The organism is Leminorella grimontii, from assembly GCF_039789245.1.
GTDB classification, from domain to species: Bacteria; Pseudomonadota; Gammaproteobacteria; order Enterobacterales; family Enterobacteriaceae; genus Leminorella; species Leminorella grimontii.
In genome coordinates this window covers 858,978-872,206 of record NZ_CP146357.1, presented here as the reverse complement: position 1 = coordinate 872,206, position 13,229 = coordinate 858,978, and the positions used below count along the sequence as shown (strand labels likewise).

General features: G+C 55.7%; 12 protein-coding genes. 2 read left to right on the top strand and 10 right to left on the bottom strand.

Features of this window, described 5'->3' with window-relative positions:
• Nucleotides 1-435: 435 nt before the first annotated feature.
• From citG to dcuS, 9 genes are all read right to left on the bottom strand, one after another.
• Nucleotides 436-1,365, bottom strand: coding sequence for a triphosphoribosyl-dephospho-CoA synthase CitG (gene citG, locus V8L73_RS04145; RefSeq protein WP_261831341.1), 930 nt, complete (start codon nt 1,363-1,365; stop codon nt 436-438).
• Complete coding sequence (gene citX / locus V8L73_RS04140) at nt 1,331-1,867, bottom strand: citrate lyase holo-[acyl-carrier protein] synthase (protein ID WP_027274194.1); 537 nt, start codon at nt 1,865-1,867, stop codon at nt 1,331-1,333. The genes citG and citX overlap by 35 nt, the downstream gene beginning before the upstream one ends.
• A gap of 3 nt (nt 1,868-1,870) precedes the next feature.
• A complete protein-coding gene (gene citC / locus V8L73_RS04135; RefSeq protein ID WP_347254186.1) occupies nt 1,871-2,899 on the bottom strand; it encodes a [citrate (pro-3S)-lyase] ligase in 1,029 nt (342 codons plus the stop codon).
• 269 nt (nt 2,900-3,168) lie between these two features.
• A complete protein-coding gene (gene citF / locus V8L73_RS04130; RefSeq protein ID WP_347254185.1) occupies nt 3,169-4,713 on the bottom strand; it encodes a citrate lyase subunit alpha in 1,545 nt (514 codons plus the stop codon).
• On the bottom strand, nt 4,710-5,585 hold the full coding sequence (locus V8L73_RS04125; protein ID WP_347254184.1) for an HpcH/HpaI aldolase/citrate lyase family protein: 876 nt from the start codon (nt 5,583-5,585) through the stop codon (nt 4,710-4,712). The genes citF and V8L73_RS04125 overlap by 4 nt, the downstream gene beginning before the upstream one ends.
• Before the next feature lie 2 nt (nt 5,586-5,587).
• A complete protein-coding gene (gene citD, locus V8L73_RS04120; RefSeq protein WP_027274197.1) occupies nt 5,588-5,887 on the bottom strand; it encodes a citrate lyase acyl carrier protein in 300 nt (99 codons plus the stop codon).
• Nucleotides 5,888-5,906: 19 nt separating this feature from the next.
• Nucleotides 5,907-7,214, bottom strand: a complete 1,308-nt coding sequence (locus tag V8L73_RS04115; RefSeq protein ID WP_211218898.1) for a 2-hydroxycarboxylate transporter family protein — start codon at nt 7,212-7,214, stop codon at nt 5,907-5,909.
• A gap of 235 nt (nt 7,215-7,449) precedes the next feature.
• Nucleotides 7,450-8,118 (bottom strand): response regulator, encoded by a 669-nt coding sequence (locus V8L73_RS04110; protein ID WP_347254183.1) that lies wholly within the window; start codon nt 8,116-8,118, stop codon nt 7,450-7,452.
• Nucleotides 8,111-9,736: a DcuS/MalK family sensor histidine kinase gene (dcuS, locus tag V8L73_RS04105; RefSeq protein ID WP_027274200.1), complete on the bottom strand. Its 1,626-nt coding sequence runs from the start codon at nt 9,734-9,736 to the stop codon at nt 8,111-8,113. Before dcuS ends, V8L73_RS04110 begins: the two co-directional genes overlap by 8 nt.
• A gap of 656 nt (nt 9,737-10,392) precedes the next feature.
• Between dcuS and V8L73_RS04100 the strand changes: the two genes are divergently transcribed.
• Both V8L73_RS04100 and V8L73_RS04095 read left to right on the top strand, forming a co-directional pair.
• Nucleotides 10,393-11,355: a patatin-like phospholipase family protein gene (locus V8L73_RS04100; protein ID WP_347254182.1), complete on the top strand. Its 963-nt coding sequence runs from the start codon at nt 10,393-10,395 to the stop codon at nt 11,353-11,355.
• A gap of 217 nt (nt 11,356-11,572) precedes the next feature.
• On the top strand, nt 11,573-12,547 hold the full coding sequence (locus V8L73_RS04095; RefSeq protein WP_347254181.1) for a patatin-like phospholipase family protein: 975 nt from the start codon (nt 11,573-11,575) through the stop codon (nt 12,545-12,547).
• 287 nt (nt 12,548-12,834) lie between these two features.
• On the opposite strand, the gene V8L73_RS04090 is transcribed toward V8L73_RS04095, so the two are convergent.
• Nucleotides 12,835-13,164: a transposase-like zinc-binding domain-containing protein gene (locus V8L73_RS04090; protein WP_051155649.1), complete on the bottom strand. Its 330-nt coding sequence runs from the start codon at nt 13,162-13,164 to the stop codon at nt 12,835-12,837.
• Between the last annotated feature and the right edge of the window lie 65 nt (nt 13,165-13,229).

Here is a 13,229-nt window from a genome sequence, read left to right as displayed (position 1 = left end):
ATAAAATAAATCATCACGATTTAAAATCACATAAAAATATAAATAGCTAGCACCTTAACCCATAAAACTGGCAGAAACAACGCCTCAATGACTACCCAACCGGTCAACCAACGGCGAACAAGCAAAAGCGTAGGTTGTCATCGACTTTTATTTCCAAAGCGTGTACGAACCGACAAGCAGAAATCTATAAAATGATATATATCAATAATGAAAAAAAACCTAAAAATAAAAAATGCGTCCTCACAACCTCAAAAAAATACTTCGTACCGGTCGGCAGAATATCGTCATTGAAATCGTAACGGACGTTGTGAAGAGGGATATTTCCGTCTGCGTCCTAATCGTCCCCCACAGACTAAAAAGGCAAAACGGTCGGAAACGTTCTAATTCATACAGAACGCCAGACAGCAGATGACGGTGGTGACTGAGTAGTAACGACTAACTAACCGATTTGGGAAGATGCGCCAAAAACCAGGTGACCGCCAGCAGGTCCGCGCTGCCGCCGGGGCTCAGGTTTTTAGCAATGAAGGCGTCGTCCAGCGCGGCAAGCCGCGCTTTCGCCTGCGGGTGCGCCATGCCGCCGTCGTTTAGCAGCGCCCTCGCTTCGTTTCTGGCAAAGCGCAGCCCTTCAACGCCGCCGCGCGATACCAGGTTGGTGTCGTCGTTGTGCGCCATGAGCGTCAGCAGCGCCTGATGCAACGAACGTTCGCTGCTCCATCCTTGACGCAGGCTTTCACGATAGGCAGGAAGTCCGTAGTCCAGCGCAGTGGCAAAGCCCGATTCGGCCTCTCCCCGCGCGCCGGTGAAGCCGTAGCTCAGATAGAAGCGCTCCCCGGCCGTTCTGGCCTCTTTTACCGACGCCAGCTCTCGCATCACCATGCCTCGACAAACGTCCGCTACTTCTTGGCAAAGCGCTTGCGCCTCTATCGGTACGCCGCGAGCGAGCAGCCTGCCCGCCGCCGCGCACAAAAGGCCGAAGGCGAATACCGCCCCCTTGTGAGTGTTCACTCCGCCGGTCGCGCGATACATCGCCCTTTCGCAGGCCATGCCGGGCGCCCTTAAGGAAGGAAGCGCCTGCGCTGCGGGAACGTTCCCCTGCGCATAGCCCAGATAAACGAACTCGGGCAGGCCATCGGCCACCGCTCGGGCGCTGCGCGCGAACGAACGGCTATCCATATCGCGATGCGAGCCGCTGTTTTGCCTGTCAACCAGCCCGGGCTTGGGCGTGAGTAGAACTTCTTCCATCATCGCGCGGTAGGAGAGACGCCCAAGCGCCTCTCCCCAGAGGGCCAGCGTTTTGTCGCTTAAGGGAGCGCTGGCCTCCTCGGCAATATCACTCTTCAGCTTCGAGAGACTGCTTGAATTCATCAATGCTCCGGTGAATGGCGCTTAACAGTTCGCTGACGTCGTGGGCGCGAGAGCGCGCGCAGACGTGGGCTGGCTCATCACACACCAGGCAGCTGCGCGGAGAAAGGCCGACCTCAGTACGCGAGATGGGCCGACCGTCGGCGCCGATAACGTCGATATCCCACAGTCTTCCGAGCGGATGCGCCTCTTCAAGCCCGACGCACAGCCGCTTAAGCGCCGTAGCATCCATATTCACGCTATAGATGGCCTCCGCTCCGGTGACGAGAAAATCACACCGCCGCAGGTTGGGAGATATGCTCAGCGCGTCAAGAACGTCGTCCAGTGACCGCGTCGCCTGCTCCATTGCGTAGCGAGACGCCTCGGTATCTTTCACTTCACCGGGCCAAACCAGCGTTATTGAAACCACGGGCGCGCCAAAGCGCGACAGCGTCTCTTTTTGTCTCTCGGCCCGCTTCTCGCGGCAGTCCAACACGTCTTCCAGAGTTACCTTTCGTTCCGTCATTACTTAGCCTCGTTGATTAACCTGTTGATTAAGCAAGAAGTCAAACGTCGCCTGCGGCACCAGTCGCGCCACGGCGTCCATATTGCCTTCGTCCAGCAGTTTTCTTACCCTCGAAGCGGACACCGGCGCACCGTCAACCTCTACGCGCGGCAGTTCCACTACCCGAACGTCGGGCGAGAATGATTCTACCTGAGAAAGCCAGTATTCCATATCACGGTTGTATTTGGCCGTTACGGGATCAAAAGGTTCAGTGCCGACAAACCGCACGCTGATGCCCAACGCGGGCGCTATCGACTGGCGAAACAGCAGCAGGTCCAGCGCGGTGGCGCACTCGTCCACCAGCCCCTGCTCTTTAAGAAAATAGGAGGGAAAGGTGGCTTTGGAAATGGTGTAATCGGAGCCGGGGTGGAGGGTTATCCGCTCAAGCCCTTGAATGCCGGCGCGGATAAGCCTGAGGCGATCGGCGTAGGCAAAGCGCGAGGCGTCCTGCTTTACCACAAACAGATGCAGCCAGTCGCAGCGTTCCAGCGCGCGCGACACCAGATAGAGGTGCCCCAGCGTAAAGGGATTCGCGTTCATCACGATGCTGCCGATAATTTTACCCGGTCGGCGAAGTTTGGCCAGTTCGTCGCAGTAGTTTGCAAGCCCGCAGGGATCGCTTTCCATCAGCGTGACCCGTTCGGGGACGGTGACCAGCGGCGTAAACCCTGCGCCTTCGAACAGCGGCGCGTTGTCGGGCTTGGTGTAGAGAAACAGGCGATCGACGCCCTGGCGATAGGCCAGATTCATCGCCTCGGTTAAGAGCCGAAGGCTGAGCGCCCCGCCGCGATGGCATTGGTCGATCGCCACGCACTTGATGACGTTGCCGTCAAGCCCGGCGCAGCCCACGAGTTTGCCTTGGAAGCGCGCTTCAATAAACTGAGAGAGTCCGGCTTCCAGCCGTAGGCCGTTGGCGTTGAGCAGTAGTTCGAGTTCTTTGAGGGCTATGGGCGACGGCTGGGAGAGAGGATTGAAATGGTATTGGTCGCTCATGGGGCCTCCGGGGGATTTATTCTAAATCGGCATTGGTGGATATTCCGACCGTAAATACAACGTGCCTATATGACCATTGTGCTCGGTCGGAAGGGCGCTTGTATTTAGCTTGGGAGTGCGGCGGGCCTGGGTTCCCTAGGGGCGCTTCGTTGGCTTACGCCAAGTCGACCCCAACGGAAACCCCTCCCGCCGTTTAACTCCTTTAAATTATTCAAGGTCGACAACCATGCCTTATAAAAAATCTAAAAATCATTGCTCTGCCCTGTCGTTCACTTACCTACCGGCTTATACACCACGTCGATGATCGTGCCGTCGCGGTATTCAACCACCGCGACCACGTCGTCGGTGAGGGCGATGGGTTCGGGGACGCCTGCGATGTCCTCGGCCAGGCGCTTCATCTCTTCGATGGTTTTCAGCGGTAGCCCTCGTCCGCTCAGGCGTTCGATCAAATCCTGCCTAAGGGGGTTGACGGCGATGCCGTACTCGGTGACCAGCACGTCGACCGTTTCGCCCGGCGTGGTGATGGTGACGATTTCATCGCGCAGGATCGGCAGTCGGCCGCGGATCAGGTTGGCCGTGACGATGGTGAGCTTGGCGCCCGCCGCGGCGTCGCTGTGGCCGCCGGAGCCGCCCATGATGTAGCCGTTGGAGCCGGTAACCACGTTGACGTTAAAGCGGGTGTCCATCTCGGTCGCGCCCAGCACCACGCAGTCCAGCTGGTTGACCACGCAGCCGGAGTTAAACGGGCTGGCGTACATGCCGGCGCTCACTTCCAAGTGGTTCGGGTTCTCTTTTAAAGAGCGCACCGCCTCCAGATCGAAGCCCTGCACGTCGATAAGCCGCTCAAATAGCCCCTCTTCCAGCATTGACACCAAATAGCCGGTAATGCCGCCCAGTGCGAAGCTGCCGACGATGGACCTTTCCCGCATGATTTTACGCAGGTAGTGCGCCACCGCCAGCGACGCGCCGCCCGCGCCGGTCTGGAACGAGAAGCCGTTTTTCAACAGCCCTGAGGCTTCAATCACCTTGGCCGCCAACGAGGCGATTTTTAGCTGTACCGGATCCTTCGTCACCTGCGTAGTGCCGGAAACAATGCCCTTCGGATCGCCAACTGATGGCAGCGTCACCACGTAGTCTACCCGAGTCTGAGGAATGGAAATCGCCTTCAGCGGATAGGGCACCAGCGTGTCGGTGACCGCCACCACACGATCGGCGTATTCAGCGTCGGGGAAAGCGTAGCCCAGCGAGCCGCAGGCGGTTGGCCCTTCGGTGCCGTTGAGGTTGCCGTATTCGTCCGCCGTCGGCGCAGCGATAAACGCCACGTCTACGCGCAGGTCGCCACATTCGATAGCGCGGGCGCGCCCGCCGTGGCTTCTTAGCATCACCGGGTTGGCCAGAACGCCCTGCGATACCGCCGTCGCCACCGGGCCGGACATGTAGTCGGTATCAAGATAGACTACCGTACCGTTTCTAAAGTGCTCCACCATCGGCGCGTGCACCGGGAAGACCGAGCTGAGCGCTATCCGAAGCCCCTTGAGCCCGCGTCGGGCGGCAATCTCCAGCACCTGATTGACCAGGCTATCGCCGTTGCGAAAGTGGTGATGAAACGACAGCGTCATGCCGTCGGTAATGGGCAGCTCGTCAAACACCGCTTCAAGGCCGTCTCGAAGCTTGCGGCTTCCGGGAAGCTGGCGCTTGACCTTCGGCGCGTAGCGCTGCATCGCAGGCGTTTGAGCGAACGCCCCGGCGTAGGGCGCAAGCGTGCCGATGGCCGCGATGGCCTCGGGCAGCTCGCGATTAACCAGGTTCTTCATACCGTTTCCTCCAGCGAAAGATTGAGATAGGCCGCAAGCGCCAGCGTGCGCTCGGCGCGCAGTACGATCGGCGCATCGATCATTTTGCCGTCAAGGGCGATAACTCCGGCGCCTTGCTTCTTGGCCTGTTCCAGCGCGTCGACCACCCGTCGCGCCCAGTGGATATCCGCACTCGTTGGGCTGAAGGCCTGGTGAATGCCGTCTATCTGGCGCGGGTTGATGGCAAGCTTGCCCTTGAAGCCCAGCCGCCGGGCAAAGAGGGAGTCCTGCTCAAGGCCGCTTTCGTCCTGCGCGTCGGTAAACGGCGTGTCGATAGAGTCGATGCTGGCCGCGGCCGCTGCGTTAACGATGGTGGTTCTCGCCGACAGGATCTCTTCGCCGGTGCGAGAGCGCACCGCCCCCAGCGCGGCGGTGTAGTCCTCCGCGCCGAAGGAGATAGCCCACACGCGCGAGTCAGCGGTAGCGATGTCGTAGGCATAAATGACGCTCAGCGGAGTTTCCAACAGGGGAATAATCCTCACCGGCTTCTGCCCCGGCCGCTCGGCGCGCTCAATCAGCGCCACGACGTCTCGCAGCATGTCGACGTTGTCTATTTTCGGCAGCACCAGCGCGTCGGGTTCACAGGGAACGATAGCGGCGATGTCGCGGTCTCCGCCGCAGTCCAGCGGGTTGATGCGCACCGTTTTACGGCTGCTGCCGTAGTTCACCTTACGCAGCGCGTGGCTGACCAGCCGGCGGGCCGCGTCCTTTTCCTGCGGCGATACGGCGTCTTCCAGATCGAGGATCACCGCGTCAGCGCCGAAAACGCCGCCGTTTTGCAGCATGCCCGGATTGTTGCCCGGTAAGAAAAGAAGCGTTCTGAGCAGATCCATAATCAGCGTTCCCCCTGTTGCATATGTAACGCAGCTACGCCTGCGGCGCGCTCAATGGCGGTTTCCATGCGGGCGCGGACCGTGCAGTCCAGCGCGCCTTTGTCTACCGCTTTAATATAGATATCGGCGAAGCCTGCCTTTACCGCCTCTTCCGCCAGCGTGCGGCGAATAGCGTTGCCAAACTGGGCCTCAACGATGCTGGTCAGTTCAATCTGGACGCCAAAGCCCGGCGCTTTTTCTTCAACGGAAATCATGATGTCGTTGGACTCCAGCGTTCCCGCATGCCCTTTCTTGATTGTCATGGTGAAATCTCCCGTTCGGTTAGCTGATAACGCGCATCAGGATAGCGGCCAGTACGACGACGCAGGCGCCGCCCAGTCGGGTTGCGATTTGAGCGAAAGGCATCAGCTCCATGCGGTTGCCCGCAGACAGGATGGCGACGTCGCCGGTTCCGCCCAGGCCGCTGTGACAGCCGGTCACCATCGCCGCTTCAATCGGATACATGTTAAGGAAACGACCGATGAAGAAGCCGCTGGCGATCATTGCTAATACCGTAGCCGCAACGGTGGCGATGTAGGCCGGAGTAATAGCGGCCACCACTTCGTTCCACGGGGTATACAGCACGCCGACGCCGACCAGCAGGGCCCAGGTCAGGTTCTGCGCGACGAAGCGATAAAGCTGATAAGCGCCCAGCTCCATTTGACGAGGCATAATGCCCAGCGTCTTCACCAGCGCGGCGGACAGGATCATGATGATCGGCGCAGGGATAGGAATGAAATGGTTGGCCAGCATGCCGAACAGGTAGAAGCAGCAGGCGATAATCAGGCCCGCGCCCATCAGGCCGAAGTCGATCGGCTGGTTTTCATTTTTGGCGCTGAGGTCAATGTCGCCGGAGCGAACCAGCGTCCCGTTGCCGGTCAGGTGCGGCTTCTTCACGCCCAGATGGCGCAGGTATCCCGCAGACATAATGGCGAACAGGTTGCCCAGCATCGCCGCAGGCACCAGCATGCCGATGAACTTGTCCGGCGACTGGCTTAGGATTTCCGAGTAGGCCACCGACAGCGGCAGAATGCCCTCGCCGATGCCGCCGGACAGAATAGGAATGACCACGAAGAAGAACGAGTGGTAAGCGCCAAGGCCGGTCAGTGAACCGACGGCCACGCCGGCGATGCAGCTGGCGATCGTACCCACGACGAGCGGAACGAACATGCGCAGGAAGCCCTGCACCAGCACGGCGCGCACCATACCGAGGATACTGCCCGAAACCAGACAGGCGATGTAGAAATAGAGGAAGTTTGAAGTCTTGGTAAACGACTTGATGGCCGCCACGGCGGCGGGGTTCAAGAAGTTATAAAACACCAGAATGGACGGAATGAAGATAGACAGAATGGCCGGTCCGCCGATGTCCTTAAGGATGGGCACCCGCATACCGATATCGCCCAGCAGCATGCCGATAACCATCATCACGGCGATGCCGCCCAGCATGTCGGCAGGCAGTTTTCCAAACACGGACGCCGCCAGTACGATGGCAGCGAGGATAAGATACAGAGGAAGCGGCAGTGGCCCTATTTTTATTTGCCAGAACTTGGGTTTTTCGGTTCCGGCGTTAATTTGAACGTCGCTTTGCATAGTCAGACTCCTTTGTTTAGTCGGAGCCATTCTGGTGCGAAGGCCGCATAGCCGTCTCTCATCTGAAACTTATCTAAGCATTATGAAACTTATGTAACCGGTTGATTTTAAAAATCAAATATGTGATACACTTCGCAAATTAGCGGCAAGTAAGCCGCAAAAGGCGCGATCGCTATCACGTAATAAAAACAAAATCGGCGCAACAACGTTACGCCGATCACACGGCTTAAGAACGCTAGCGAATCCGACGATAAAGCGTCACCGGCCTTCCCTGTCCTCGATAGGCGAGTTCGCTGTAAAGCTCCCCTATCTCAACCATATAGTCGAGATACTTCTTTAGCGATATGCGCGACAGCTTAACCACGGGCACCAGCTCCTGAACGTCAAACGGCTTGGGCTGCCCGCTGACGATAGTCTTAATGCGCGACAGAGTCTCCTGCTCGATGCCCTTCGGCGCCTTATGGCTTCGTGTCTCCTTGGCGAAGATCCGCCCGTCTATCGCCGCCTGGCTAAGCTCTGCTTCGTCAGCCAGCAGCTTGACCCGTTCGCGGTAGTTCACCAACGCAGACTGAAAGCGCTCAAAGACGAAGGGTTTAACGATATAGTCAATGGCGCCCAGGCGCAGGGCGGTCTGTATGTCGTCACCGCCCCGAGCGGCAGTTACCATGATGACGTCCACGCTGGGATAGCGCGTTCTCACTTCCTTTAGCAGGCTAAGGCCGTCCAGCCCCGGCATAAATACGTCCAACAGCAGCAGCGAAACGCGGTGATGTTCCATAAACGCCAGCGCGTCGGCGCCGCTGTTGATAACGCCCGCCAGCTCAAAGCCGTCAATCATCTTCAGGTAGCCTTTGTTCAGCTCCGCCACCATCGGATCGTCTTCTACCACCAGTACGTTAATCATCGCTACCTCCGTTAATCACCTGTGCCGGGATGCGGATAAAGAACGTCATGCCGCACCCTTCCCGGCTGGAAACGTCCATCGTGCCGTTAAGCTTGTCCAGCGCGGCGCTGGCTAAAAACAGCCCAATCCCCCGATTTTCGCCCTTGGTGGAAAAGCCGCGCTGAAAAAGCCGGGGGATCTGCTCGGCGGCCATGCCCGGCCCGCTGTCGCTCACTTCAATATTCCATTCGTCGCCCCGCTGCGCCAAATGAAGATTGACCTCTTTTGTCTCCGAGGCCTGCACGGCGTCGAAGGCGTTATCCAACAGGTTTCCTAACAGCGTCACCAGCGCGTGGCTGACGCCTGCCCGCTGAATTTCCGGCAGGACATCGTCAATATCCAGCAGCAGGTCTACGCCCATCTCTTTAGCGCGGCTGAACTTGCCGGTCAGGAAGGCCGACAGGATGGGATCGCGGACCGCATCGTTAATAAACGCCTGCTCGCCCTGATTCTCGTTGATGATGTCGGACAGGTACTCTACCAGCGCCAGCCGATTGTCGCTGCGCGCCAGGCCGTTGATCACGTGCAGCTTGTTGAGGAACTCGTGGGCGGAGGAGCGCAGCGCCTCAACGTAGCGGTTAACGCCGGTCAGCTCTTCCGCCAGCTTGCTGACTTCCGACATATCGCGGAACGTCGCAATCGCCCCCACCACTTCGCCGTTGACGTATAGCGGCACGCGGTTGGTCAGGATGGTGATGCCGTTGAGATCCTGCTCGCGATCGTACTCCGGCTCGCCGGAGTTCAGTACGTCCGACAGGCGAGTATGCGGGATGCATTCGTCCACCTTCTCGCCAATCAGGTTTTGCACAATGCCCGCCATGCCTAAAATTCGCCTGGCTTCATTATTTACCACCGCCAGGCGGGCGTCGCGATCGATGGCGATAATGCCCTCCCGCACCGACGCAAGCACCGCGTTGCGCTCGCCCAGCTGGCGAGCGATTTCCAGCGGTTCCAGGCCGAACAGAATTTTCTTGATGCTGTTGGACAGCACCACCGCCAGCACGATGCCGATAAGCAGCGCCAGCGTCAGCGCCGACATAATGGGCTGATTCACCCGCTCTACCGCCTGATCGATGCTGTAGGACATAATGCCGACCACCACCGCGCCCACCTGGCGCCCCTGATGGTCAAAGATAGGCTTGAAGGCCCGCTGGGAAAGCCCCAAAGATCCTTTGGCGGAGGAGATGTAGCTCTCGCCGTTGAGCACGCGCCCTTCATCGCCGCCCACCATCGGCTTGCCTATTTTAGCGGTATCGGGGTGGGAGACGCGGATAGCCTTCATATCGATAACGACGATAAACTCAACGCCGGTCACCTTCTGAATCGACTGCGAATAGTCCTGAATTTCCTGCCGGGCCTCGGGGGTCAGACGGGCCAGCCCCTCCGCCACCAGCGGCGATGAGGCAATAGCGTCCGCCACCATTTCCGCCTTGTCGCCCGCCTGATCGTGCAGACGATCGTCAATGTCTTTCGAAATCTGAACGTTCGCCGCCACTAGCGGCAATGCAAGCACCGCAACGACCAAAATAATAATTTGCACCCGCAGGGGCAGGCGTTTAAAAAAACTGAATGGCTTCATCTGGCTCTCGTTATTGTCCGCAAAACGATACCCACACCGTATCGAGAGAGACAACGGTATCAGTAAATGAAAAAACAATCTGTGAAGTGAACGCACAACTTCTTTTCACTAAATATTGAGAGATAGCGTACCTGCGCATCCGCCAAAAACCCACTTAGGTTGTTAAACCACTCATTGTTGACTTTAGCGCGCCGTTAAGCGCCGTTTTTATCATGAACTAGCATTAATTAGCATCATCAACAATTTTTTTATCGTTATCCTCTCCTTATCCCCAATAAATATAAAACACATAAAATCAAATGATTAAACAAATAACATTAGCTTCCTTAGGCCTTAAACCTGACGCCAAATCCTTCTTCATGACAAAAATAACAACCAAAAGAAAATAATTTCACAACTTTAAGTTGACGCAATCTGATTATTGAATATAGTGACATCCATAACGTCGAATTATTGCGTCCGCAACGACTCGCCACCAAGGCAAGCTTTGTGACCACGAATTAAATTAATTGCTCTGCTATCGCTTAACGCCCTGCAACCGCAGGGCTTTTTTTTTGACCTTTATTTTTTCGCTTCCTGGCTGAGGGAAGCGGAAATGTAGCGCTCGACCATCAGCAAAACGTTATTAATCAAAAACATTAAAAAGGGAGAAACATATGAAATATCCATTTGAAAATCTGGTGTTTGAAGGCGGCGGCGTAAAGGGCATCGCCTACGTTGGCGCGCTTGAGGTACTGGAAGAAGAGGGAATTCTGGACAACGTCAAAAACGTGGCCGGCTCGTCAGCAGGCGCCATTGCCGCCGTTCTGGTCGGCCTGGGTTATAAGAACGCACGGTTAAAAGCCATCCTGACCGAAATGGACTTCATGGACTTTTTCGATCTGGGTTCGCTGACCGAACAGCCTAACCTCTTTCAGCGCCTGTTCAGCCAATACGGCCTGGCGAAAGGCGACGCCTTCTGCCGCTGGTTAGAGGATCGCTTTTGGGAAATTGGCTTTAAGAAGGACCTGACGTTTGGAATATTGGATGACATTATCACTCATGGCCATTATGACCATCTCGACAGGCACTGCCGCCGAATTTATCTGACGGGAACCAACCTGAACACCGGCGTATCGGAAATCTATTCCCATGAAACGACGCCGGATATGCGCATTATCGACGCGGTGCGCATCTCTATGTCGTGCCCCCTCGCCTTCGCCGCCAAACCTAACGATGACGGCGATCTCTGCGTCGACGGCGGCGTGCTGTGCAACTACCCGGTACGCGTCTTTGATTACGATCTGACGCTTGAACCCTATAAGCGTTACATAGAGACAAGCACTAACAAAGCGACGCTGGGTATCCGCCTAAGTCCGGGAGATATCTACTACGAACCAGAGATTCAAAAGCAGCCTATCAACAACCTGTTTGACTATGCGGCGGCCATTGTCAACAGCTACCTCAGCTTTCAGGACAACGTCCATCTGGAAGGCGACGACTGGGCACGCACCGCGCACGTTGACGCTTTGGGCATTGAAACTCTGCAGTTCAATATCACCACTAAACAGAAAGAGGCGCTTATCGCCTCCGGCCGTAAAGGAATGCAGACCTATCTGGACTGGTTTCGCAACGCCTAAACGCTGACGGCGCTTCAGGCTTCATTTCATTATTGGCCGCATCGAGGCCACGTTTTTCGCCTCTCCCCAGAGGCAGAGCGTCACCGCTCATCAACACCCTGAGCGTTCGGGGCTTTTGGTCTTTCAATTTTCCAGCGCCTTAATTAAAGGCCGTTGGCGTTTGTCGCCTTTCTTTCAGGAAAGCGATATTAATCAGCATATTAATTAGGAGAACACCATGACTTACCCATTTAAAAATTTGGTATTTGAAGGCGGCGGTATGAAGGGCATCTGCTACGTTGGCGCCGTCGACGTACTGACCCAAAAAGGCATCATGGACAACATAGAGAAGGTGGGCGGCTCCTCTGCCGGCGCTATTGCATCCACTCTGGTTGGCCTGGGCTACACCAACACGCAGCTGAACAAAATCCTGTATGAAATCGACTTTATGAGCTTCCTCGACATCGGCTCGTCTGCCGGAGAACTCGACCTGTTTTCGCGCCTGTTTAGCCAATACGGTCTGGCAAAAGGGGATACTTTCCTTAAGTGGATAGAAAATCTCATCGTTGAAGCCGGCTTCCATAAGGATCTGACCTTTAAAGAGCTTCACGATGCGGTACAGAGCGGAGCGGGTAAGGCAAAAAACAGGAAGTATCGCGATGTGTACCTGACCGGCGCCAATCCGTCAACGCGGCAAACTGAGATCTATTCCCATGAGACGACGCCAGCCATGCGCGTAGCCGACGCGGCGCGGATCTCGCTGTCCATTCCGTTTATCCTTATCGCGAAGCCTAATCTGGATGGCGATCTCTGCGTCGATGGCGGCATGCTGTGCAACTATCCTATCCGAATGTTCGATTTCGATCTGGCGGCGAAGCCTTACACTAACCGCCCTGGCCAACGTGTGAATAGCGAAACGCTGGGCTTTCGCCTAAGCGAAGGAACAATTAACTCGCTGCCCACCCCAGGAAAGCGTAAGGTCGACAGCGTGCTTGACTACCTGATTGCGCTGTTAAACTGCTACAACGCCTTCCAAAGCAGCATTCACCTCAATGGCGACGACTGGGCGCGGACGGTGCACATTGACTGTAAGGGGGTCAGCACCATGTACTACAACATGAAGGACGATGTGAAAAAAATGCTGGAAGAATCCGGGCGTGAGGGCGCATTGGCCTATTTTGAATGGTACGACCGCGAGCATGATAAACGGTAACTATATCAATAAAATAGCGTAGACGCATCCGGCCGGGCTCTTTAACCCGGTCGGATTTTTACGATGCATTCAGCTTATTTACCGTAAGAAAATTGGAACATATTGCGCTCATAAAAATAAACGCATTGCCTTATATCTCAAGGTATTATCATTGAGGGTATAACGGTAATTCCAATAACAATATAACAGTCACAAATAAAAACTATTCTTAATAGAATCTTTAGCGGAAAATTAATGCCGTATAAAATCAAACCAAGAACGTTTTTTAAACATAAAATAAAGAATGACTATTTATCGTTAGCCCCATTGTTTAATTGTAACCTTATACGACGATAGACCGTCTCTTCACTGACTTTAAGGTGATAGCTTATTTTTCTCACGCTCCACCTCTCGCCTATCAGCGTATCTATCTGCTCGCTAATATCCGGATAGTTTGCATGATAGTAGTAGCGATGCTGAAAAGTGCGGCGACAGTCTTTACATAGATAACGCTGCAGGCCGGAATTCCCCAGCCCGTGCTTTCTAACAGCCTGATTGGTATTGCAAAATGGGCATTCCGGCTGCCTCATTTGGCGAATTTTTCGTTTATCAAAAAACGAGGTCGAGCCTTCTGACATAGTCCTTCTCCCAGTTCAACGTATATCTAACGCCAGCGGCGAACGGCATACTTCCCTATAATGCA